Annotated in this window: 18 protein-coding genes; 6 read left to right on the forward strand and 12 right to left on the reverse strand. The window is 57.3% G+C overall.

The window, feature by feature from the left end; genetic code table 11:
- Positions 1-103: 103 nt before the first annotated feature.
- From HY868_06645 to HY868_06685, 9 genes are all read right to left on the reverse strand, one after another.
- Positions 104-739 (reverse strand): response regulator transcription factor, encoded by a 636-nt coding sequence (locus HY868_06645; protein MBI5301795.1) that lies wholly within the window; start codon positions 737-739, stop codon positions 104-106.
- Positions 736-1,914 (reverse strand): sensor histidine kinase, encoded by a 1,179-nt coding sequence (locus HY868_06650; protein MBI5301796.1) that lies wholly within the window; start codon positions 1,912-1,914, stop codon positions 736-738. Before HY868_06650 ends, HY868_06645 begins: the two co-directional genes overlap by 4 nt.
- 582 nt (positions 1,915-2,496) lie before the next feature.
- Positions 2,497-3,324, reverse strand: a complete 828-nt coding sequence (locus tag HY868_06655) for an ABC transporter permease (protein ID MBI5301797.1) — start codon at positions 3,322-3,324, stop codon at positions 2,497-2,499.
- Between the two features lie 11 nt (positions 3,325-3,335).
- Positions 3,336-4,286, reverse strand: a complete 951-nt coding sequence (locus HY868_06660; protein ID MBI5301798.1) for an ABC transporter permease — start codon at positions 4,284-4,286, stop codon at positions 3,336-3,338.
- Positions 4,287-4,410: 124 nt separating this feature from the next.
- Complete coding sequence (locus tag HY868_06665; protein MBI5301799.1) at positions 4,411-6,138, reverse strand: hydantoinase B/oxoprolinase family protein; 1,728 nt, start codon at positions 6,136-6,138, stop codon at positions 4,411-4,413.
- A 123-nt stretch (positions 6,139-6,261) separates the two neighbouring features.
- Positions 6,262-8,313, reverse strand: a complete 2,052-nt coding sequence (locus HY868_06670; protein MBI5301800.1) for a hydantoinase/oxoprolinase family protein — start codon at positions 8,311-8,313, stop codon at positions 6,262-6,264.
- A gap of 89 nt (positions 8,314-8,402) precedes the next feature.
- Positions 8,403-9,257, reverse strand: coding sequence for a hypothetical protein (locus tag HY868_06675; GenBank protein MBI5301801.1), 855 nt, complete (start codon positions 9,255-9,257; stop codon positions 8,403-8,405).
- A 99-nt stretch (positions 9,258-9,356) separates the two neighbouring features.
- Positions 9,357-10,379 carry an SIS domain-containing protein gene (locus tag HY868_06680; GenBank protein MBI5301802.1) on the reverse strand — a complete coding sequence of 341 codons (1,023 nt, stop codon included), beginning with the start codon at positions 10,377-10,379 and terminating at the stop codon, positions 9,357-9,359.
- Between the two features lie 58 nt (positions 10,380-10,437).
- Positions 10,438-12,129, reverse strand: coding sequence for a peptide ABC transporter substrate-binding protein (locus HY868_06685; protein MBI5301803.1), 1,692 nt, complete (start codon positions 12,127-12,129; stop codon positions 10,438-10,440).
- 285 nt (positions 12,130-12,414) lie between these two features.
- On the opposite strand from HY868_06685, the gene HY868_06690 reads away from it, so the two are divergent.
- Both HY868_06690 and HY868_06695 read left to right on the forward strand, forming a co-directional pair.
- Positions 12,415-13,452, forward strand: coding sequence for a LacI family DNA-binding transcriptional regulator (locus HY868_06690; GenBank protein MBI5301804.1), 1,038 nt, complete (start codon positions 12,415-12,417; stop codon positions 13,450-13,452).
- A 538-nt stretch (positions 13,453-13,990) separates the two neighbouring features.
- Entirely contained in the window at positions 13,991-15,829 is a 1,839-nt protein-coding gene (locus HY868_06695) for a SpoIIE family protein phosphatase (GenBank protein ID MBI5301805.1), read from the forward strand.
- Positions 15,830-15,865: 36 nt separating this feature from the next.
- On the opposite strand, the gene HY868_06700 is transcribed toward HY868_06695, so the two are convergent.
- Positions 15,866-16,813, reverse strand: a complete 948-nt coding sequence (locus HY868_06700) for a MoxR family ATPase (GenBank protein ID MBI5301806.1) — start codon at positions 16,811-16,813, stop codon at positions 15,866-15,868.
- A 156-nt stretch (positions 16,814-16,969) separates the two neighbouring features.
- On the opposite strand from HY868_06700, the gene HY868_06705 reads away from it, so the two are divergent.
- The 4 genes from HY868_06705 (at position 16,970) to HY868_06720 (ending at position 21,971) form a co-directional block, all read left to right on the forward strand.
- Positions 16,970-18,184, forward strand: coding sequence for a hypothetical protein (locus HY868_06705; GenBank protein MBI5301807.1), 1,215 nt, complete (start codon positions 16,970-16,972; stop codon positions 18,182-18,184).
- A gap of 168 nt (positions 18,185-18,352) precedes the next feature.
- The gene (hyi, locus tag HY868_06710) at positions 18,353-19,138 is read left to right on the forward strand and encodes a hydroxypyruvate isomerase (protein ID MBI5301808.1); all 786 of its coding nucleotides are present in this window, start codon (positions 18,353-18,355) and stop codon (positions 19,136-19,138) included.
- Positions 19,139-19,175: 37 nt separating this feature from the next.
- Positions 19,176-20,063, forward strand: a complete 888-nt coding sequence (locus HY868_06715) for a 2-hydroxy-3-oxopropionate reductase (GenBank protein MBI5301809.1) — start codon at positions 19,176-19,178, stop codon at positions 20,061-20,063.
- Positions 20,064-20,084: 21 nt separating this feature from the next.
- Positions 20,085-21,971 (forward strand): aldehyde ferredoxin oxidoreductase family protein, encoded by a 1,887-nt coding sequence (locus tag HY868_06720; GenBank protein ID MBI5301810.1) that lies wholly within the window; start codon positions 20,085-20,087, stop codon positions 21,969-21,971.
- A 101-nt stretch (positions 21,972-22,072) separates the two neighbouring features.
- Here the strand turns inward: HY868_06720 and HY868_06725 are convergent, their stop codons facing one another.
- Together HY868_06725 and HY868_06730 are read right to left on the reverse strand one after the other, a co-directional pair.
- Entirely contained in the window at positions 22,073-22,597 is a 525-nt protein-coding gene (locus HY868_06725; protein ID MBI5301811.1) for a GNAT family N-acetyltransferase, read from the reverse strand.
- A gap of 28 nt (positions 22,598-22,625) precedes the next feature.
- Positions 22,626-23,651 carry a site-specific DNA-methyltransferase gene (locus HY868_06730; protein ID MBI5301812.1) on the reverse strand — a complete coding sequence of 342 codons (1,026 nt, stop codon included), beginning with the start codon at positions 23,649-23,651 and terminating at the stop codon, positions 22,626-22,628.
- Between the last annotated feature and the right edge of the window lie 33 nt (positions 23,652-23,684).

The following is a 23,684-nucleotide window of genomic DNA, read 5'->3' on the forward strand; positions in this document are numbered from 1 at the left end:
CTCCCAAACATACCAAACGCGCACGCTCATTCTAAAACAACGAGCGACTCCTGTCAGTCAGGAGTCGCCCGATAGAATTTGTGGTAGTTTGTACGGACAGCGCTCAGTCGAGCAATTTGTGGTGCAACGCATACTCGACCAATTCGGAACGATGCGCCAAGCCCAATTTTTGCATGATGCGTTCGCGATATGTCTCGACGGTCCGCGGCGACAGCGCGAGTTGATCGCCGATTTCGCGGCTCGTGTACCCCTTTGCCGTCAACACAAGAACTTGGCGTTCGCGTTCTGAAAGTGGATCGCGATCGGGCTTGGGCGATTGATGGTCGCGCACCATCGCGGCAACACCTTCGGGTTGTAGAAACGATTCGCCGCGTGCGACCGCGCGAATCGCCGCGACGACATCGCGGTCAGCCGCCGATTTGCGAACATACCCGGCGCCGCCGGCTTGTAGAAATGGCACGAGGTACGCATCCTCGTCGTGCATCGTCAGCGCGAGCACGTGCGCATTGGGTAAAGTTGCGTGAATGCGTCGCGTCGCTTCGACGCCGTCGAAATCCGGCAGAGTAATATCCATCACGACCACATCCGGTTGCAGATCGAGTGTTTGTCGAACGGCGCGCGCGCCATCTGCCGCTTCACCTACAACTACCATGTCGGATTGTTTTTCGAGCAACAGCCGCACACCGGTGCGCACGACCGCGTGATCATCCACAAGCAAAACGCGAATCGGCGCGGTCATTTCGATTCTCCCAACGGCAACTCGATCAAGATGCGGGTCCCGGCATCGGGTGCGGAATCTACTTGCAAGCGTCCGCCCACAAGCGCCACGCGTTCGCGCATGCCTTCCAAGCCCATACCGTTTCGATGGTCAATTCCAGGATTCATCCCTTTGCCATCGTCTTCAATCGTGAGCCAAACGGCGCGCGCGCCTTGTTCCAAGGTGACACTCGCATGATGCGCCTGCGCGTGGCGCACGATATTCGTCAGTCCTTCCTGCACCGCGCGATACAAAATAATTTCGTGGTCGGTTGGCAAGCGGTCTATGGTAGGGCTAGGAGTGAAAACGATCTCGATGCCGCTTCGTTTGCACCATTCTTGAACGTACCCGCGAATCGCCGGCACCAAGCCCAGGTCGTCGAGCGCGGTTGGACGCAAATCCATGGCAAGTCGCCGTACCTCTTCGAGCGTTTCGCCGGTGAGATAGCGCAGACCATTGATTCGATCGTGAATCAATTCGAGGTCGGTTTCGGTTTGCAATGCTTTCAAGCGCAGCAAGATCGAGGTGAGCGATTGCCCGGTCTCATCATGCAATTCGCGCGCGAGGCGTTTGCGTTCCGCTTCCTGCGCGGAGAGGGCATGGTGCAAGAGGTGTTCAAGGCGTTCGCGCTTGGCTTGCACGTCCGCGAGCAAGCGCAGGTTCTCCTGATTCAACTCCGCCATTTCGCGTTGTTGGCGCAGCAAAGCCAGGTTCGTTTCGCGCAGACTATTCACCATCGTGTTGAATTCAGATTGCACCTCGCCGATTTCATCGCGCGCCCAAATCGGAATTTGGACGGTGAGGTCGCCGGCTTTGACGCGTCCCATCGCGCGCACAATATTTTGGAGTGGATGAACGAGGATTCGCGTAAAAATGACCGCCAGCCCCAAGCCCAGTAAAGCGACGCCGACAAAAACGGTCGCGGCTTGCTCAGTTAAAGCAATAAAGATTTGAGCTTGAATGGACTGCGCGCCGTGTATCTGGAGCAGTACGCCGAGACGCTCGCGGATGAACAATGCTCCACCAATGCCGCCAACCAAAAGCGGCAACACAATCAGCCCGATTACTTTGAGAGCAACCGGCGTCGCGCCAATCCATTGCCAGAAGATACCTATCCGTTCCTCCACGCGCGTCAAGATTGATTGATGCAATTTCATGCTCACAGTCCCGTTCCGATTCGGAAGACCACAACCCCGAACGTTCTTCAACACCTTCGCCAAAATCATAAATTGATCCGCGAATAACGCGAATCACGCGAATTTTCGAGACTGTAGCATGCCCGCCGGTAAAATGGCAATTGAAATTGCCCCGCGTGAGCCGTTGGCTGGTCGCCCGCCTACGCGGGCGAATTTCGCGTCCACGTAGGTGGACGCCCGGCGGAACGCCCACCAAAGGCGATTTCAATCGCCCCTGTCGGTCGCCTTGCTACACTGTCGAATAAAAAACACAATTAGCGAAGATGCGCGAGATTCGCGGATGAAGGAATACATCGGCGAAGGTATTGTTCTTACCAATGGATTATAAGCGTTCACCCAAATTTAGGCAAAGGTCATTCGGGGTGTGGGTGTGCGTCAAATTTTTGGGTGGTGAAAAAATCTTGCGAAGGTTGAACGGCAATCCTATTTGTTTTGCCGTCAAAACCTTCGCAAGGTTGAGTGTTCCAAAATTTTGACAGACACCCTCGGGGTGTGGTCGGGACAAGCCGCCCTCATTGCATGGTCGGGCGAATGCCACATTACTCAAATCCATTTCCGCAAGCGCGGATCGAGAAAATCGCGGAGCGTATCACCAAAGGTGTTGATCGCAAGCACGATACCGGCGATCAAGAGCGAGGGCCACAACACATACAGCGGCGATTGGTACATGTAATTGCGCGCCGCTCCGATGATCAACCCCCAGGACGGCGTCGGCGGGACGACGCCCAGACCCAGGAAACTCAGACCTGATTCGAGCAGGATCGTCGCGGCGGCAGTGAGACTGGCTTGCACGATCAGCGGCGAGAGAATGTTCGGCAAGATGTGTCGCCAGATCAAGCCGCGATTGTCCACGCCGACTGCCATCGCGACGGTGACGTACTCCATCGCCTTCACTTGCATCGTCGAAGCGTAAGCAAGCCGCGCGAACGTCGTCGAGTACAGAATGCCGATCACAATAACCAGGTTGGTGACACCGGGTCCCAGCAAGCCGACGACGACCATCGCGAGCAGAATCGGTGGAAAGCAAAGGAGCGCGTCCACGAGCCGCATCAAAATCTGTTCGATCCATCCGCGAAAGAATCCGGCGATGACGCCCAGGAACACGCCGATCACCATTGCCAACGTCGTCGCACCGACCGCGACGATGAGCGACGGTTGCGCGCCGTAAATCAAACGACTGAGCACATCGCGCCCGAACTCATCCGTGCCGAGCGGATTTTGTGGAGAAGGTGATTGTAAAACGCGAAGCGGATCAATCTTGAGCGGATCGTAGCGCGCGAGCACGGGCGCGAAAATCGCGACGAGCACAATCGCGAGAATGATCGCGCCGCTGACGAGCAACCAAAAGTAGCGTTGAATTTTTCGCCGCATTGCGACTGCACCTACGAGTAACGCACGCGCGGATCGAGCACGCCGTACAGCATATCCACGATCATGTTGAAGATGATAAACAAACTTGCCGAGGTCAGAATCACGCCTTGCACGATGGGATAATCGCGCCGACCCAACGCGGTGACGAGCAACGTCGAAAGTCCGGGCCAATTGAAAATGTACTCGACCAGCACCGAGCCGCCGATGAGTGTGCCCATTTGCAAACCGATGACCGTCACGATTGGAATGAGTGCGTTGCTCAACATGTGCCGCGTCACGACGACGCGCTCGTGCAGACCTTTGGCGCGCGCGGTGCGAACGTAATCCTGCTGAAAGACTTCGAGCATACTCGAACGCGTCATGCGCGTGATGATCGCCATCGGTCCAAGCGCGAGCGTGATCGCGGGCAAGGTCAAACGGCGCAGATGTTCGGTCCAACTATCGGTGATCGGCGCGTAGCCGGCAATCGGCAACCAACGCCAGGTGACGCCGAATAAAAGCACGAGCAACGTGCCAACAACATAGACCGGCGAGGAAATGCCAAGCGCGCCGAGGATCGAAAGCACGCGATCGGTGGGACGATTCCAACGTAACGCCGCGAAAATTCCCAGGGGTATGCCGATCAAGGTTGCCAGGATCATCGCGACGGTTACGAGTTCTAGTGTGCGCGGCAGGCGTTCCGCAATCGTGTCCCACACCGGCGAGCCGTCCACGAGCGACAAACCCAGGTCGCGTTGAATCAGTCCACCGAGCCAGCGCACGTACTGCACCGGCAGGGGTTGATCTAAACCCAGTTTCACGCGCACCGCTTCCACAACTTTAGGATCGGGCGTGCGTTCCGAACCCAGGATGATCATGACCGGATCGCCGGGGAGGAGATGCACCAAACTAAAGACAATGGTCTCGACGAGCAAGACCAACAGCAGAGAGATGAGTACGCGACGGATCAGAAATCGGCTCAAGGAGGTGACTCCGACCTCACACCCTACCCCCGTCCCCTCCCCCCTCTCCTCTAGCCACGCCCTTAAGGACGTGGCGAGAGGAGAGGGGGGAGGGGTGCCGAAGGCGGGGAGGGGGGTGAGGCAATCAGACTCTCGCGACGCGCGCTTGCCGCGTTTTGTCTTCGTCAATCGCGGTGCCGTTGTCTTTCAACACGACGCCGTACAGTTCGAGTGCGGCGCGCGCGGTGATCTTGCCTTCGATTATATCATGCAATACAGCGTGCGGATCACGCAACTTTGCCGCGCCATAGCCACCCGCCGCCGGTGTGCGAACGCTAATCAGGTCTTCGCCTTTGAGCGCGACATCCGAAACCTTGGAACTCAGTTTTGCTTCCGAGCCATCGGTGCGTTGCAGCAAAAATTCCCCGACCGCGCCTTCGCCCGCGCCATCAAGACCCCAGGGCGCCATGCGTTGCCGATCCGCCAAACCGGAAAACGTGACGCCATCGTGCAGCGCGCGAATGTCGCGCTGAATGCCCAGCCCGCCGCGATATTTTCCCGCGCCGCCAGAATCGGTGCGCAACGCGTACCGCTCGACGAGCAACGGATACTCGCGTTCGAGCGCCTCAATTGGCAGGTTCGACGTGTTCGTCATGTGAACTTGCACGCCGCTCAAGCCATCACCGGCGGAATGCGCGCCTTGACCGCCCGCAATCGTTTCGAGATAAACGTAGAACAGTCCGGTTTCCGGATGAATCCCGGAAAAGGTCGCGGTTGTTACACTGCTGTTGCTCGCCGCGATCACGCGGTCGGGCGCGGCTTTGGACATCGCGCCAAAAAATGTGTCCGCGATGCGCTGGCACGTATCAATGCGTTCGCCGACTGGCGCGGGCGCGCGGCAATTGACGATGCTTCCTTCCGGCGCGATCAAACGCAACGGACGATAGATGCCGTGATTCGATGGAATCGTCGGACCAACGAGTGCTTTGAAGCAATAAAACACCGTTGCCCAGGTTCCGTTGAGCGTCACGTTGATCGGTCCCGCGACCTGCGCGCTCGACCCGGTGAAATCCACTTCCGCATGATCGCCGTCAATCGTGACCTTGAGCGAAATTGGCACGGGCACACCCAGGTTGATGCCGTCGTCGTCCATGTAATCGGTGAACGAGTATGTGCCGGACGGCAGTGTCTGGATGCTCGCGCGCATCATCGCTTCGGCGTGATGGAGCAACGCGGCGACGGCTTGATTGTAGCGTTCGACGTCGTAATGCGCGACGACTTCGGAGAGGCGACGAATGCCCACGCGATTCGCGGCGATTTGCGCGCCCAGGTCGCCTTCGCGTTCCGCCGGCGTGCGACTGTTGAGCATCACAAATTCGATGGTCTCGTGAAGCACTTGATCGTTGCGGCAAATCGGTACGAGCGGAATGCGCAAACCTTCTTGGAAAATACTCGTCGCATCGCCCGACGTGCTACCCGGTACTTTGCCACCCAGGTCAGCGTGGTGCGCGATGTTCGCGACAAAGCCGATCAATTTATTCTCGACAAACACCGGCGCGACCATCGTAATGTCGGGCAAGTGCGTGCCGCCGCCCGAGTACGGATCGTTCGTCACAAACATATCGCCGGGGCGCAGTTGGTCGGCGGAATATTTTTTCAAGACCGCTTCGACAACACCCAGGAGCGAACCCAGGTGCATCGGCAAACTTTCGGCTTGCGCGATCATTTGTCCGGACGCGTCGAACACGGCAGTCGAACAATCGCGGCGTTCCTTGATGTTCGTCGAGTACGACGTGCGAATCAACGCGGCGGTGATTTCTTCGCTGACCGCGAGCAAACGATTGCTCAATACTTCGAGCGTTACGGGATCCATCGGCGAATTACTCAAAGAGGTCATTCTTCACTCCAAAAATTCTTTGAACCGCGAAGGCGCAAAGAACGCAAAGTGTTTTTATTTTTTCTCTTGGCGTTCTTTGCGTCTTCGCGGTTGATGTTTTCATTTCACATCAATCATCAAGTTGCCGTATTCATCCACGCGCAACGGCATTTGCGGCGGCAGCACCGTCGTCGCGTCCATCTGCTCGATGATCGCAGGACCGCTAAGGCAATCGCCTGCGCGCAAATCATCGCGCTGATACAATGGCGTTGGCGCATAACCACCGGCTTCTTCGAAAAAGACCTCGCGCTGTCCGAATGGTGTCGGCTGATTGCCGTTGCGCGGTGGACAAACTGGGATCGGCGCTTTGGGCAATTCGCCCACCGCAGTCAACCGAAAATTCACAAATTCGACCGGCGCTTGCGGACGGGCGTAACCGTACAAACGTTTGTGCTCTGCGTGAAATTTCTCCGCGAGTCCAGCAATCCCGGCTTGCGTCAAATCCTGGTCTTGAACCGGAATCGGCAGTTCGAAATTCTGACGCTGATAACGCGCTTCGATCCAACGCGTCAAACGGCGTTTTGCTTCGGGAACATTTTCCTTGTCGAGCGCGCGGCGACCATCGGCGACGAGTTCGTCGAAGATGCGAACAATCTTGGGCAACGATTCGGGATTCGGTTTGAGTGGGAGACTGCGGACGAAATCCACGCGAATGTCGGTGACGAGCAAGCCGAGCGAGCAAAGTGTCCCCGGCGCTGGCGGCACGAGCACGCGCGGAATACCCAGTTCCTGCGCGAGCGCAATTGCATGCACCGGACCCGCGCCACCGAACGCGACCATCGTAAACTCGCGCGGGTCGTAGCCGCGCTCGACGGAGACCAGGCGCATCGCGCGCACCATGTTCGCGTTCACCACATCAATCATCCCACTCGCCGCGTCAAGCACCGACAGTCGCGTCGGTTGTGCGATGTGGGTAAGAATCGCGCTCTCTGCATTTTCAGTTTTGAGCGCCATGCGTCCACCCAGGATGCGTTGCGGATTCATTCGTCCCAGCACGACATTCGCATCGGTCACGGTCGGGAGCGTGCCGCCGAAACCGTAACACGCCGGACCTGGGTTCGCACCTGCGCTCTGCGGACCGACCTTGAGCGCGCCGCCGGCATCGAGCCACGCAATCGAACCGCCGCCCGCGCCAATCGTCACGATGTCGAGCATCGGAATGCGGACGGGCAACCCTTCGACCGTGCGTTCCATCGAGAGCAAAGGTTGCCCGCGATGAATCAAACTAATGTCCGCGCTCGTGCCGCCCATGTCGAGCGTGATCAAATTGTCAAGCCCAACCAGGTGACCGACGTGCGTCGCCGCCATCACGCCCGCACTCGGACCCGACACGGCAGTTCGCACCGGCGAGGCGATGCTCTCCTGCAACGACAAGATGCCGCCGTTCGATTGCGTGATGTACGGGTCTTGACGAATGCCAACCTGGCGCACCGATGTTTGCAAATTGGTCAGGTAGCGGCGCATCACTGGACCCAGGTACGCATTGAGTACGGTCGTACTCAAGCGCGCGAATTCGCGAAATTCGGGAACGACTTGATACGACGCGGTGACGTACGCATCCGGAAACAAATCGCGCACGACGGACAGCGCGGTCTTTTCGTGATCGGGATTGACGAACGAGAACAAGAAACAGATCGCGATGGATTCGACGCCAGCGGAACGCAACTCGGCGACGGATTGTTTCAATGCGTTCACATCAATCGGCATACGCACGTCGCCGTTGTGATACACGCGTTCGGGAATTTCTTTGCGAAGATGACCTGGGACGAGCGGCGCGGGTTTTTCTTTTTGAAGATCGTACAGCGCGGGACGCGTTTGCCGTCCAATTTCCAACAAATCTTTGAACCCAGCTGTGACGAGCAATCCGGTTTTCGAACCTTTCTTCTCGATGAGCGCGTTCGTCGCAACGGTCGTGCCGTGTCCGAAATAATCCACGAGGTTAAAATCCACTTGTTCACGCGCGAGCAATTCGGTGACGCCGGTCATGATCGCGCGCGACGGATCCGCCGGCGTGGAAAGCACTTTGTGAATCGCGACGCGTTGTGCCGCGACATCCACGAGCGTGAGGTCGGTGAACGTGCCGCCAACATCAACGCCAATCATATAACGCATAATTTCCGTTCTCCAATCTTTGCCCACGAAGGACACGACCCTGGCACTTGCGTAACCGCCAGGACAAGTGAGAAACACGAAGAAAAAATTTAGTGCTCCTTCGTGTCTTTCGTGGAAAATATTTGCACGCGCGGGTCGGTCATATCCATCGCGTGCCCGTGACCGAATCCGCCGTAATGCGTGCACACTTGCGCGCCGCGCTGCGCGCCCGCCGCGAGCGCGGCTTGAATGTCGCCGGATTTCAAGTACTCGACGATGAAACCGGCTTGAAATGCGTCACCCGCGCCGAGCGTGTCCACGACCGTTGCCGGCAGTGCGGGCTGGCGATATTCGCGTGCGCCATCGAATGCAATGCTCCCGCGTTCGCCAAACGTCATCACGACGACGCGCGCGCCTTGGTGTTGATACGCGACGACTCTTTCGCGTGCGTTCGCCGGTTCAATGTGTTGCCCGGAAAAGAACGCGACGGTGATGTACGGTAGCAAGGCGATTTGTTCCGGCTTGGCGCGATGACTGAAATCATACGAAATTTTTCGTCCGGCACGATGCCACGCCGGAATGTGCGCGTCCACGCGCCCATCGAGCGTTGTGTGAATCAGATCGAACTTGCCAAGGTACGCATCCATCTCCGGCGTCACGCGCAACTGATCGCGCACGCCGCGATCACTGCCGATGAAAGTGCGATCAGCGTTGATGAGGCGCACGAAGGCGAGCGCGGTTGGACCTGGGACGCGCATCATGAATTTTGTTTCGACGCCTTCCGCGTTCATCGCGTCCGCCATCCAATCGCCATACCCGTCATTGCCGATGACGCCGACGTACGCAGTTTGCGCGCCGGCGCGACGTGCGTGCACGGCAAAGTTCACCGCGCCGCCGCCGGGAAATCCTTGCTGGAAATTGGTGTACACATCAACGCAGTTGTCGCCAATCGTAGCAATTCGCATGATAGAAATTTTCCGCCGCAGGGGACACAGAGGGCACAGAGTTTTCCTTTATTTTCTTCATTTCCCTCATTTCCATTCTATTCCCTGTTTCCTTCCTGACTAGTACGGCACCTTGCCCATATAGCGACGTGTCGAAACCGGATGATTGCGCTCGACACCCAGGTACCAGTTGAACCATTGCAACGGTAGATGTACGCCGAACGGCGCGAGCAAAGGATGAATACCGGGGATTTCTTTCAAATCGAATGCGATAATGCTTGCCCCGTGTCGCCGCGAAAATTCCATTGCACGTTCGGTTTCGGCGCGCGTTTCGTCCGCGCCGAGCAAAAAGATCATCGGCAAGCCAGGTTGCACGATTTCGAGCGGACCGTGCCGGAACTCGGCGGCGTTCAACGAGGTCGCGTGTGTCCATTGCATTTCAAGAATATTGCAAATTGCGAATTGATATGCGAGTCCAGCCAGCAAGCCGGTGCCGATCACGTAAAAGTTTTTCGCGTCACGGTACTGGGTCGCCAGCGTGCGGCTGTGTGCTTCAGTTCTTTGAATCGCCGTGTGCATCACCTCGGGCAAAGTTCTGAGCGCGTTCTTGAGTTCTGCGCCAACAGATTGATGGTCACGCTGAACGAGCAACTCGGTGATAATCAAATAGCCCAGCAGTAATTTGGAAAGATTCGCGGCGGGCGAGTTGTAAGTCAGCGCGAAATCGGCAGCGCGTGTGAGCGGCGTGCCCGCTTGCGAAAACGAAACGGTGGTCGCGCCACGCGATTTGGCGAGCCGCAATGCCTCCAAGACTTCTTCGGTTGTGCCCGAGTGTGAACCCAGGACGACGGCGGAACGCGCGCCCAGGCGCGCAGGCGCGCGACGCACAAACTCCCACGCGGAATAACGATCAACGGGTAAGGTCGAGTACTTGTCAGCCAGCCACTTGGGTGGTTCGTGCGTGGCGAACGATCCGCCACAGCCAACCAGGTAGAGTTGTTCTAGTCCGCGCGCGAGCCAATCGGCGACGAGTTTTTCAACGCGCGGCGTCTCGCGATCCACAATATCGCGCAGTCCATCACGAACGGTCGTCCCTTCCATGTAATTCGCTGGTCGCGCGGCGACCGGTGCGTGTGTACTCATGTGTGATTCTCCAAAAGACCTTCCAGGTTTTTGAATCCTGGAAGGTCTCGTTGTGATTTTACTTTTTGATCGTCGCCTCTTCCAGCACAATGCCGGATTGGAAGCTGAGAAAACCAGGGAGTGGGGTGAAACCGTCGAGCGATTTCTTTGCCGCGTAACTTTGATCGCGCCACATCAAGAACACGAGCGGCGAGGCGTCGAGCACACGTTGTTCGAGTTCGGTGTAGATGGCTTTCCGTTGCGCCGGGTCAATCGTCTCGCGACCCTTCTTCAGCAATTCGTCCACCTTGGGATCGCTCCAGCCGGGCGCGTTGTTCAAGCGGATGTCGCCGGACTCGTAGTAATCGCTGAGGTAATCGGGATCGGCAATGTCACCTGCGGTGCCGACGACGAGCAGATCGTACTCGCCTTTCAAATTCTTTTGCAGACGTGTCGCCCAGTCCGGCAAATCGAGTTCGAGGTCAATGCCAATTTTTGCGAGTTCGGCTTTGGTAGCGACCGCGGTATTTTGGTGGAAATCGTACTGCGAGGTCGCGAGCAATTTGGCTTTGAACCCGTTTGGATAACCGGCATCGGTGAGCAATTTCTTGGCTTGCGCGGGATCGTACTTGAAGTAATTGTCGAATTTGGCGTCGTACGCAATTGAGCTGGTCGGAACCGCCATGCCAAAGATCGGCACGCCTTGTCCGGAGAACGCGGTGTTGATGATCGCCGCGCGATCAATCGCGTAAGCGACGGCTTGGCGCACGCGCGGATCCGAGAACGGCTTGAACGTGGTGTTGAAAATCAACCCCATGAATGGACCGGTGCCGCCCAGGATTTTGAGATTCGTGTCGGCTTTGATGGACGGCACACTTTGCCAGGGCACGTACTCGATGAGATCAACATCGCCGCTACGCAGCGCGTTCACGCGTGTGTTGCCGTCGGCGTAAAATTGGAAAACGATGCGGTCGCTCTTGGGCATCTCCTTCTTGTAAAAGCCGGCAAACTTTTCGACGACGATGCGCTGACCCTTCAAGTATTCCTTGAACACGTACGGACCCGCGCCCATCGGATTTTCGCTCAACTTGCCCTGCTTGTCATCCGACCATTTCTTGGAGACGATGGACGATTCGGCGAGACTGAGGTAATCGAGCAAAGGCGCCATCGGATATTTCAATTTGATTTGAACCGTCTTGGCGTCAACGGCGGTGACGCTTTGAATGACCGACATCGGTTTAGCGAAGGTCGCGCCGGTCTTGGGTTCGAGAATGCGTTCGAGCGAAAATTTTACATCGTCGGCGGTGACCGTATCGCCGTTGTGGAATTTCGCGTCGCGCAGTTTGAACGTGTAGGTCAGTTTGTCATCGGAGACGGTGTACGATTCAGCGAGTTCCGGCGCGGGCTTGCCGTTCTTGTCGTAGTTGTACAAGCCGCGATAGATCAAAAGACGCACCGCGCGCGCCGAAGTGCCGGCGTTGATGTGCGGATCGAGATTCGGCGGTTCGCCGGAAAGTCCGACGATGACCGGCGCCGTTGGCGCAGTCGTCGGTTTAGGCGCGTCCGTTGGTTTTGGCGCGGCGGTCGCGGCTGGCGCGGCAGTCGGCTTGGGCGCGTCGGTTGGTTTTGCCGCCGACACATCGGTTGGTTTCGCCGGAGCAGTGGTCGGCGCGGCAGTGGGTGCGGGTGCGGGCGCGCACGCGACGATGACTGCCAACACTGCAACGAGTGCCAACAGCAATAATGATTTACGCGTCAATCGAGCGTTCACTTTTCCTCCTCTTGAAAATCGGGCAGACAATCTGGGATTCGCGATGTGGTAAATGCGAGATTCGAGATAGAACCGACCTCCTTCCACGGATGGTGTAAGAAAATGCAACATAGAAACAAATTGACATGTCAAAATGTAAATATTACAATTATTTACATTTAATTTAGTGTAATTATATCACATTTAGGGATTCTGTCAATATCAAACCACTTGACTTTAGTCGAAAAAAGTGGATAATATGTACGATTTACTTTTCTTACATTTTGTTTTCAGGGGGTGATTGCCATGAGAAAACGTGCTACGCGTCCTACGCTCGCCGACGTTGCCAAGCACGCGCGGGTCTCGACCGCGACCGCGTCGCGCGTGATTCACAATACCGGTCCAGTCAGTCACGAACTGCGTAAACGAATCCAGGGTGCGGTCGCTTCGATCGGTTACGCGCCGCGCTCGACCACGATCCCGGTTTCCGAAGCGACGCTTGCCGTGCTCGCGGGCAATCTCGCCAACCCGTACTTTCCCGAAGTCATTGCCGGCATCCAGGAAGAAGCCGCGAGTTATGGCATCGGCTTGATTCTGTTCAACCTCACCGACAGCCCACAGAATCAACAACAAATCTTGCATCGCCTCGAAAAGCGCGCGCTCAATGGCGTCATCGTGATGGGCGGGCAACCGTTTCCCGAATTGTTCACCTGGCGCGACCAAGCCAAGATTCCGCTCGTCCTCATCAATCATTTCGTGGACAAGCCCGACGTGTATTCGATTGGGATTGATATGGAAAATGCAATGTGCCGCGCGACCCAGTATCTCATCAGTCTGAATCACACGCGCATCGGGCACATTGCCGGACCGAGTAGTTGGGGGGAGATATCACAATCGCGCCGGCGGGGAATCGAACGCGCGATGGCGGAGGCGGGGTTGACGTTTCGACCGGAATGGTGTTCGGTCGTTTCGCCTGGCTCGCAAGCCGATGGCGGTTTTCACGCGATGAACAACTTGCTGGGGTTGCCGAGCGCGGAACGACCGACCGCGGTGATCGCGTTCAACGACATGGTCGCTTTTGGCGCGTTGCACGCAATTCACGCGAGTGGCTTGCGCGTACCGCAGGACATTTCGCTAATCGGCGTGGACGATATTTTCGTCGCCGCGCATTCCAAGCCGCCGCTCACGACGATTGACCAGCCCAAGTACCGGATCGGCAAACTCGCGGTGGAGATCGCGCACCAGGCATCCCAGGGACGCGAAGATTTACGCAATTGCACCTTGCTCGAAAGTCCGCTGATCATTCGCGAATCTGCCGCGCCGTACAATCCAAATGCGAATTGACTCGATTCCAATCGAGCTTGTAGCAGAATCCTTTCCCAGGATTCACTTGCTGAAAACTCTTTGAAAAAGATGCCGATGGAAAGTATTTTTCCCATCGGCATCAATTCATTTTATTGAATCACTCCTGCCTTATCGCGTCCTGCATTCAGAACCACGTTGCAGTTCGTCATACTCACACCTGGGTCATTGATCACACGTCAGGGCTGACCTACACTGTTCTTTTTCCACCCGAACGGCTTTTGTTTTTCTGCGCACACCCAGGTTCAAAAATCATCTGGAACGCGAATTGCATGCCACGTAAGTTGACCCAATCGGTGAGCATACAGTGAGCAGCTGGTTGTGTCTTCCAAGATTCACCATTGAGAATGCCAGGAGCATTGTCAGTATCTGCGCAGGAATGTGGCGAGTGCGCGGTGCTGTGGTTTCCGCCGAGCGTTCGGCATTTGGGAAACCGCGCTGCGCGCTTTCCCCCGCAATGACAGAGCAGGCGAATTGTGGTATCATCAACATAGCAAGGCATACGGACGGGAGGCGCAGTATGAACCCGACTAATCCGTCGCAGCCGTTCGCAGAGCACGACTTTTCAGAACAAGCGCGCCATTTGCGCGATGCGCGACTCGCGGCGCTGCAACACGTCGCGCTAGGGCTTACGTCGACGCTCAAACTCAGCGACGTGTTGCAGCGCGTTGCCCGGATGGCGCAATCGTTGACTGACTCTGCCCACGCCCACATTTATCTGTACGATTCCCAGGCGGACGAACTTCACTTGAGCGCGAGTCACTGGGCAAACGAACAGACCCCGATTCTCCTCAAGCCCCGTCGAACCGGGATCACCTATACCGTTGTCCAATGCGGCACGCCCATGTTCATCGAAGATTCACGGAATCACCCGGCATACGAGGACGTCCCACTCGATCAACGTCCCGGGGCGCTGGCTTGTCTGCCACTGGTTAAAGGCGAACACATCCTCGGATCGCTCAACATCGGCTATTGGCAAACGCATCCCTTTGATAGTGATACACGCCGTTTCCTTGACCTGATGGCGCGCTATGCCGCCATCGCGATTGAGAATGCGCAACTGTACGAATCTGCCACGCGCGCAGCAACCGAATTGCGGCGGCTGTACGATACGAGTCTAGACATTGCGAGCCAGTTGGACACCCCCAAGCTTTTAGATCTCATCCTTCATCGCGCCGCGGAATTGTTGCATGGCACTTCAGGCAATTTCTACATCTACAACGCGCAGACGAATGCGCTGGTCCCGTGTGCGCCATTCGGTCAGCCTGAGGTGGAACCAGTCCAGGGTTTGAAACCGGGTGAGGGAGCGACCGGGCGGGTATTTCAGAGTGGTGAGCCGCTCGTGATTCAAGACTATGATTCCTGGGAAGGTCGGGTCGCCCACATTCCGTTAGGTCGCTACGGGCGCGTGCTCCACGTGCCGGTCAAGCAGGGCGAACATATCATCGGTGTGATGTCGGTCAATCGTCCCAAGACCGCCCCCGCGTTTACCGACGCCGAGACGCGTTTGTTGTTGCTCTTTGCCAACCAAGCCGCCGTCGCGCTCGAGAATGCGCGACTCTATCAGGTCGCCGTGGAAAAGGCGCGCATGGAGCAAGAGTTGGCAGTGGCGCATCGCGTACAAGTCAGTCTGATGCCCCACGATATCCCGCAGGTCGCCGGTTGGGAATTCCAAGCGCGCTGGTACCCCGCGCGCGAAGTGAGCGGCGACTTTTTCGATTTTGTGAATCTGCGTTTGCCTGAACCGGCCGGGGCATCGCCGTTTCAACGTTTCTTGATTGCCGATGTTTCGGACAAAGGCGTGCCCGCGGCGCTCTTTATGGCGCTGACGCGAAGCACTCTGCGCGCAAGCATCACGGATGATCGGTCGCCAGCGGAATGTCTCACGCATGCCAACCGCTTGGTGAGTGTGGACACGGCGAATGGAATGTTTGTTACGCTCTGCTATGCCCAACTTAATCCTGTGACGGGGGAGCTGGTGTATGTCAATGCGGGGCACAACTTACCGTTGTGGTATCACTGTCAAGAAGATCGCTTGATCGAATTCGTCCGCACGGGTCCGGCGCTTGGTGTGTTTGACGAGCGGATCTTTGCTCAGGAAAGCGTGTGGCTTGACCCAGGTGATTTTGTCTTGTTCTACACCGATGGAGTGACCGACGCGTTGAATCCCGCCGAAGAAGACTTTGGTGAGACACGTTTGCATCAAGTCCTCGTCGAACAGCGTTACGGCTCTGCCGGCGAGATTGTTGCGGCGCTGGAACAATCCCTCTGGGCGTTCGTCGGCGACACACCGCCCGAGGACGACATCACCTTTGTGCTCGTTAAACGGCTCGGAGCGAACGTTCGCGGAGCGCATTGACTCGAGGCAACCATTCCGTTGCGCGCGTATTACGATTTACGCCGCACGCGAACCCGGCACCGCAACCGAGTGAATCAACTCGTCCACGACCCCGCGCGAGTCAACATTCTTCAAACGCGCCGCGGGGCTGACGATGAGGCGATGCGCGAGCGCGGGTTCGACCAGCGCCTTGATGTCGTCGGGCGTGATGAAATCGCGACCCTGGATTGCCGCGCGCGCTTGCGCGGTCTTGTAGAGCGCAAGCGAACCGCGCGGACTCGCGCCGAGATAAATGTCCGGATGCTTGCGCGTCGCTTCGACGAGCGCGAGGATGTACTCTTTGACAAGCGCATCCACGTACACGTCTTTGACCGCGCGTTGCGCCGTGAGCAACTCATCCGCGCTCGCGACCTGCGCGGTTTCTTCGATGGGATGCGCGACGCGTTGCGCGTCGAGCATCGCCAATTCGTGTTTGCTGTCGGGATAGCCGAGCCGGATGCGGAGCATAAAGCGATCTAATTGCGCTTCGGGCAGGGGGAAGGTGCCTTCGTACTCGATGGGGTTTTGCGTTGCCATCACAAAAAACGGTTGCGGCATCGCGTACGTCATGCCGTCCACCGTCACTTGATGCTCTTCCATACATTCGAGCAACGCGCTCTGGGTTTTCGGCGTCGCGCGATTGATCTCGTCGGTGAGGACGATCTGCGCGTGGACGGGACCCGGACGAAATTCAAACTCGCGCGTTTTTTGATTGAACACACTAACACCGGTCACGTCGGTCGGCAACATATCCGGCGTGAACTGGAGCCGCTTGAACGAACAGCCGAGTGATTTCGCGATCGCGCGGGCGAGCATCGTCTTGCCGACGCCCGGCACGTCTTCGATGAGTATGTGCCCGGAGCACAACAGCGCGACCATCGCGAGTTCCACTTCGGCGTGCTTGCCGAGAATGACGCGCTCGACATTCGCGGAGACTTTTTCAGAGAGCGATTGAATGGGTTGAATGTTTGACATGGCTAGATTATACTCACAATCGCGCAAAACGAAAAGAGTTTGGTCAACCTTGCGAAGGTTCACGCTTCGCGCCGGCGCAAGGTTGTCCTGAGTTGTCGCCGTGATTGACGTGTGACTCGGCTGAGGTATACTTGAAGCGGGGGCAAGATGGAACTAGGACAAATGGCGTGGGATGACTGGCAGAACCGCGTGGGACAACTACTTGCGTCGAACCGCGTCACGAGCGACGGGCGCCGCTACACGCGTCCCGCGCCGACGACGTACGAACAGCAATGGCTGTGGGATTCGTGCTTTCACGCGATTGCGTATCGCTGGATTGATCCGGCGATGGCGCGCGATGAATTGCTCGCGGTCGTCGCGCATCAAGTTGAAACGGGCGACGACGCCGGGATGATCCCGCACATGACGTACTGGCGCGGCGGCGGCGAAGTTTTGTGGGGCAATGCCGAGCGGAGTGTGATTACGCAACCGCCGCTCGTTGGCGTCGCGGCGCGCGCGCTGTACGAGACGACCCAGGATCGCGACTTGCTCGTGACGCTTTACCCGCGCCTCGTCGCGTACCACGCGTGGTTTGATCGTCGCCGCGACCCGGACGGCGATGGCTTGGTCGCGTTGCTTCATCCCTGGGAATCGGGCTGGGACGCGTCGCCGCGTTGGGACGCGGCGATGGGCATTGCCGGAAAATTTTCGCACGAGGTTGGACGCCAGGCGCGCATCGCGCTCGCGGCGCGTGTCCTCGAGTTCGGCGGCGACGCGCGTGAAATGGCGCGCGCCGGTCTTTTTCACATCGAGGTGATGGATTTCAACGCGATTCGCGCGGCAGACCTCGAAGCGCTCGCGTTCATCGCGCGCGAGTTGGATAAATCGGCGGAGGCGACGCGCTGGCAAACGCAAGCCGAAACGATTCAAGCCGCGATCCGCGCGAAAATGCTCGCGCCGTATCCGCACGATTTACAGGGAACGAATGAAACGCCGATTTGGGTGGAGAGCGCGTCGGAATTCGTCGCGTTGTTTGGTGGATGCGTTACACAAGACGACGCGCGGCAGCTTGTCGCGCGTTTGCAGTTGCCAAAATTCTGGATGCCGTTCCCAGTTACGACCACGCCACTCGACGCAGAAGGTTTTTCGCCCGAAGGGTATTGGCGCGGCAATGTGTGGTTGTCGGTGAATTGGTTGATCTATGCTGGGTTGCGCCGTTATGGTTTTGTGGATGCGGCGCGTCAATTAGCCGAGAAGAGTTTGCAGTTGGTGGATGCCGCGGGTTTCTGGGAATACTATCATCCATTGACCGGGCAAGGTCTCGGCGCGCATCCGCAAAGTTGGTCGGCGATTGTGCTCGACATGTTGGCGCGCGAACGATGAACGATTTTTGGAGACGGTAGCAGTGTACCGAAGAAATTAATGAATTAACCGCCGACGCGGAGAGCGCAGAGGGCGCAGAGAGAAATTTTCCAAGACGATTTTTGCGCGAATCGGCGCGAAGATTGTATAATGCTCGCGAGAATCCCAAGTTGATGATGGAGAAAACACATGCCCAAGTTTGCCGCTAATCTTACGATGTTGTACACCGACAGTCCCTTTCTGGAACGCTTTGAGCGCGCGAAAGCGTCCGGCTTTCACTTTATCGAGTACCTGTTTCCGTACGAGCACGACCTTGCCGCGCTCACGCGCGCGCTCGAAAAGAACGCGCTGACCCAGGTGCTGTTCAACTTGCCGGCGGGTAACTGGGGCGCGGGCGAGCGCGGCATCGCCGCGTTGCCCGATCGCATCGCCGAATTTCAGCAAAGCGTCGCGCGCGCGCTGGAAGTGGCGCGCGTGTTGAAGGTCAAGCAACTCAACTGTCTCGTCGGCAAGCGCGACGAGAAAATTCCGCGCGAGGATCAAACGCGCGTGATGATCGAGAATCTGCGTTACGCCGCGCACGCCCTCGGTGAGCAGGGCATCCTGCTCGTCATCGAAATGCTCAACCCGTTCGACGTGCCGAACTTTATGCTCGCAAGTCCGCGCGCGGCGTTCGAGGCGCAGGATGCGGTCGCATCGCCGAACCTCAAGATTCAGTACGACGTGTATCACGCGCAACGCGCCGAAGGCGAACTTGCCAACACGTTCCAGAAAAATCTCGCGCGTATCGCGCACGTCCAGATTGCGGACAACCCAGGTCGCCATCAACCCGGCACTGGCGAAATCAACTATCGTTACTTGTTCAATTTCATGGATCAGGTCGGCTACACCGGCTACGTCGGTCTCGAGTACATTCCCGACGGGACGACCGAGCAATCGTTGAATTGGGTGAACGAGTACGGCTATTCGTTGTAAGTCGCCTGTCAAAATTCTTGATTCACAAGGAGCAATCATGGAACACATCGGATTTATCGGGCTGGGCATTATGGGCAAACCGATGTCCCAGCATTTGTTGAACGCGGGTTATCCGTTGACCGTACTCGATGTGGTCAAGCCGGCGATGGATGAACTGTCCGCGCTGGGCGCGAAGACTGCCGCGTCGCCAAAACTGGTCGCGGAGCAAAGCGACATCGTCATCACGATGTTGCCCGATTCGCCCCAGGTCGAGCAAGTGGTGTTTGGCAACGATGGCGTGCTCGACGGTATGCGCCCGGGAAGTTTGCTGGTTGACATGAGCACGATCATGCCGTCGGTCGCGCGCAAAGTGACGGACGCGGTGCGCGCCAAGGGCGCGGACGCGCTCGACGCGCCGGTGTCCGGCGGCGAGGTCGGCGCGAAGAACGCGACGCTCACGATCATGGTCGGCGGCGCGCCCGCCGCGTTCGAGCGTGCGAAACCGCTTTTCGAAAAGATGGGCAAGAACATTACGCTTGTCGGCGAGGCAGGCGCGGGACAGGTAACCAAAGCCGCGAACCAAATCATCGTCGGCGTGACGATTGCGGCGGTGAGCGAAGCGTTGCTCCTCGCGGCAAAAGCGGGTGTGGACCCAGCCAAGGTGCGTGAAGCATTGATGGGCGGATTTGCCTCGTCGCGCATCCTTGAATTGCACGGCAATCGCATGATTCAACGCACATTCCAACCTGGGTTCAAGATCAATTTGCATCGCAAAGATATGAACATCATCTTGAACACCGCGCGCGAGTTGGGCGTGACTCTGCCGATGTCCGCGAACGTCGCCGAACTGATGAACGGCTTGATCGCGAATGGCGGCGGCGAGTTGGATCACTCGGCGTTGGTGACAATTCTGGAAAAGCTCGCGAACTTTGAGATTGGCAAGTAGTTTGGCGGAAGGGAGATCACCATGTCGTATGGTTTTGCCGGTCGCATTTTGCATGTGGATTTGACGCGCGGCGCGTTGACGATTGAAACGCCGCCGGCAAGTTTCTATCGTCAATACCTGGGCGGCTCGGCGATGGGACTGTACTATATTTTGAAACACGCGCCGAACGCGGTGGACGCGTTCGCGCCGGAAAATGTGTTGACGCTGATGGTCGGTCCGTTCACCGGCGCGCCGATTGCCGGGCAGAGCCGCATGACGGCGAATGCCTGGTCGCCGTTGACGGACGGGATCGGCGATAGTCAGTCGGGCGGATATTTTCCGGCGGAAATGAAATTCGCCGGGTTTGATGGCGTCGTCGTCACCGGTCAATCGCCTGAGCCAGTTTACCTATGGATCAAAGATGGTCGCGCGGAATTGTGTCCTGCCGCGCATCTGTGGGGCAAGACGACGTCGCAAGTGGATGATATTCTGAAGGAAGAACTTGGCGACAAGCACATCCAGGTCGCGCAGTGCGGTCCCGCCGGAGAAAACCTCGCGCGCGTTGCTTGCATCATCAATATGGCGAATCGCGCGAATGGTCGCACTGGCATGGGCGCGGTGATGGGCGCGAAAAAACTCAAGGCGGTCGTCGTGCGCGGTTCGTCCAAGCATGTGAACATCGCGCATCCCGATCAATTCAATCGGCTCGCGCGTTGGGGTGTGACGAACATACCCAACAACTCTTCGATGCTCTCGTTGCACCGCGATGGCACCGCCGGCGGACTGAGTTCGCAACATTCGGTGGGCGGTTTGCCGACGCGCAATTTCGGCGAAGGTCAATTCGAAGATAACGAAGCGATTGACGGCGCGACGATGACCGAGACGATTCTCAAACAAACGGACTCGTGTTACGCGTGCGCGGTGCGTTGCAAGCGCGCGGTCGAAACGGAATGGGACGGGCATCGCGTTGCCAAGCGACACGGCGGACCCGAGTACGAAACGATGGCGACGCTGGGTTCGTACTGCGGCATCGGCGATCTCGACGCGATCGCGTACGGCAATCAACTGTGCAACGAGTACGGTCTCGATACGATTGGCGCGGGCGCGACGATTGCATGGTTGATGGAATGTTTCGAGAACAAACTCGTCACCGAAAAAGAAATCGGTTTTCCCGCGCGTTATGGCGATGCTCACGCGTTGATTCAACTGCTCGAAATGATGACGCGGCGCGAAGGCATCGGCGATGTGTTGGCGAACGGCAGTCGCCGCGCGGCGGATTTGCTCGGACGGGGACACGAATTTCTCATCACGGTCAAAGGCGCGGAAGCGCCGGCGCACATGCCGCACGTCAAACGCTCGCTCGGTTTGATCTACGCGGTCAATCCGTACGGCGCAGATCACGAATCGTCGGAGCATGATCCCAGCATCGCGTCGAACGATCACAAAGATCGGCTGGGCTTGTTTGGTTTTACGCAGCCGATGGAGGTGGCGTACCTGGGTCCGGAAAAAGTACGCTATGCGTACACGACCCAGTTGTTCTATTCGTTTCTCGATTCCGCGTCGCTCTGCACGTTCGTCTACAGCGCGGCGTGGACGCTGTTCGGTCCGGCGGATGCGGTTGCGCTCGTGTGCGCGGTGACGGGCTGGGATGATTTCTCGCTCGACGAGTTGTTGCAAGTCGGCGCGCGACGCTTGAACATGATGCGCGTGAGCAACGTGCGTCGCGGCGTGGATCGGCGCGCGGATGTGTTGCCGCAAAAATTCTTCAAGCCGCTCGCCGGCACGGGACCGAGCGCGGGCGTCGCGTTGTCACACGCAGAAATGGATCACGCGCTCGACGAGTATTACGCGCTTGCCGGATGGAACGCGCAAACCGGCGCGCCAGAAACAGAGACGCTCGACAAATTGGGCTTGGAGTGGTTGGTGTAGAAATTTATCGCATCTTCTTTTTTCGCGATAGAAAAATCGCGCGAGGGTGTCTCGGAGACGTACTCGCGCGATTTGTATTTCAGCACGGTCGGCTGAATTTCTCAGGGATGGCTTGCCAGGTCAAGCTGATAGCCCTTGACCAAAATGCCTGGCGCTGGATTGAAATCGAGTTTGGGCATTCGTACGAACCCGATCCGCTCGTACATCTGCATCGCGGTTTGCATCATATCACTGGTGTGAAGGGTCAGGACAACCGTCTTCTGCTCACGCGCGCGACGAATACATTCGACGACCAGTTTTTTTCCCGCGCCTTGACCACGCGCGGCAGGTGCCACCGCGAGTAAGCGTATCTCCGGGTATTCGAGTGTGAATGCTGATCCGTCTGGAGCGTGCACTGTGGTTCCATCCGGAAACAACAGAACGGTACCGATAATCGCGCCATCCACTTCGGCGACGATTTGCTCGGCGGGTCGCACGTCTGCCAGCGTGGCAAGGATGTTTTGACGATAGCCGAGCCATGCTGGTGGCGGCATGACGGCGGCGTACTCTTGGTAAGCGGACAGCGTCACCTCGCGAATTTGATCTTGGTCGCCGTCACGCGCGTCGCGGATATGTAAATGATTCATGGACGAATCTTTATAGAGCCGTTCGGTTTTATGCCTGCACCATGCTAAAGAAATCGTTTTGCTCCAGTCGCCGCTTTGCCAGTTCGTAATACTCGGGATTGATCTCTGCGCTGAAGCATCGTCGTCCTGTTCGCTTGGACGCGACTGCTGCTGTGCATAATCCGCCAAACGGTTCCCAAACGACATCGCCGGGATCGCTCGATGCCAAAATAATGCGCTCGATCAAGCGGAGTGGTTTTTGGTTCGAGTGCAAACTTTTGCTGCCGTTTTCTTTTAGTCGTTCGTTTCCGCGCACCGCCGGCTCTGCCCACACGTTGGTAACTCCGTGTTCGTGATTCCACTTGGCGCGCATCCGCGTCCATTGTTCTGCGGTTACAGGTTTTTTACCATCCAGTGAAAAATAAGGATGGTTGGTTGACTTGCCGTGTTTGTTTGCATACTCCGCCAAACGTCCCATCATTTCCGGCGGAGGAAAGTACCACAAGTGATCGCGTGTGAAATACTTGCGTGTCGCCGCATCTTTTACTCCGCACGCCTCGTTTGTTTTCGAGAGCGGCAAACCTGACCGTTGCCATTCCCAACGCAACCATTCGCGGATGGGTAATTTTTTACCGTCGCCAGTTTGCAGCTCGACTTCTTTGACGTATTGAACGCACGCCTCGGTTACAACTGGAAAACGCCGAATCGTGTTGCTGTTCACATTGCCCGCCACGTGCGCGATGCCTTTATCCCATGTGTGGAACGAACGATAGCGCCAGCCATTGGCTTCGAGCACCGGATGAACAAAAGCCCAGCCAACCTCGTTGCACCAAAACCAGAGCGTTGTTTCTGGCAGACTGTAGCGCGCCCACGCCGCGATGTGCGGCGCGTACCAATCACCCAAGCCGCCTGGTGTGGGTGGATCGCCGGGAAAAAGCCCTAGCCCGTAGGGACCATCCGAGACGATCACGGTAGGCGCGAGCCAATGTTCGTAGCGCGTCAGAGCATCAGCGAATTCAATATGAACGGAGCCGATGGTAGTCATCGGGATTGAATCTATCGTTGTGTTTTTCATAGTCTTTTTTGGACTATTCCAACAAGGACTATA

This window comes from Chloroflexota bacterium (assembly GCA_016219275.1).
In the GTDB taxonomy this organism is placed as follows: domain Bacteria; phylum Chloroflexota; class Anaerolineae; order UBA4142; family UBA4142; genus JACRBM01.

Excerpts from the sequence above, each read along its gene's own strand:
- HY868_06650 (MBI5301796.1), bottom strand. The coding sequence starts at position 1,914 with ATGAAATTGCATCAATCAATCTTGACGCGCGTGGAGGAACGGATAGGT.
- HY868_06690 (MBI5301804.1), top strand. The coding sequence starts at position 12,415 with ATGAGAAAACGTGCTACGCGTCCTACGCTCGCCGACGTTGCCAAGCAC.
- HY868_06670 (MBI5301800.1), bottom strand. The coding sequence starts at position 8,313 with ATGCGTTATATGATTGGCGTTGATGTTGGCGGCACGTTCACCGACCTC.
- HY868_06720 (MBI5301810.1), top strand. The coding sequence starts at position 20,085 with ATGTCGTATGGTTTTGCCGGTCGCATTTTGCATGTGGATTTGACGCGC.
- HY868_06715 (MBI5301809.1), top strand. The coding sequence starts at position 19,176 with ATGGAACACATCGGATTTATCGGGCTGGGCATTATGGGCAAACCGATG.
- HY868_06730 (MBI5301812.1), bottom strand. The coding sequence starts at position 23,651 with ATGAAAAACACAACGATAGATTCAATCCCGATGACTACCATCGGCTCC.
- HY868_06655 (MBI5301797.1), bottom strand. The coding sequence starts at position 3,324 with ATGCGGCGAAAAATTCAACGCTACTTTTGGTTGCTCGTCAGCGGCGCG.
- HY868_06665 (MBI5301799.1), bottom strand. The coding sequence starts at position 6,138 with ATGGATCCCGTAACGCTCGAAGTATTGAGCAATCGTTTGCTCGCGGTC.
- HY868_06725 (MBI5301811.1), bottom strand. The coding sequence starts at position 22,597 with ATGAATCATTTACATATCCGCGACGCGCGTGACGGCGACCAAGATCAA.
- hyi (MBI5301808.1), top strand. The coding sequence starts at position 18,353 with ATGCCCAAGTTTGCCGCTAATCTTACGATGTTGTACACCGACAGTCCC.
- HY868_06680 (MBI5301802.1), bottom strand. The coding sequence starts at position 10,379 with ATGAGTACACACGCACCGGTCGCCGCGCGACCAGCGAATTACATGGAA.
- HY868_06695 (MBI5301805.1), top strand. The coding sequence starts at position 13,991 with ATGAACCCGACTAATCCGTCGCAGCCGTTCGCAGAGCACGACTTTTCA.
- HY868_06705 (MBI5301807.1), top strand. The coding sequence starts at position 16,970 with ATGGAACTAGGACAAATGGCGTGGGATGACTGGCAGAACCGCGTGGGA.
- HY868_06675 (MBI5301801.1), bottom strand. The coding sequence starts at position 9,257 with ATGCGAATTGCTACGATTGGCGACAACTGCGTTGATGTGTACACCAAT.
- HY868_06645 (MBI5301795.1), bottom strand. The coding sequence starts at position 739 with ATGACCGCGCCGATTCGCGTTTTGCTTGTGGATGATCACGCGGTCGTG.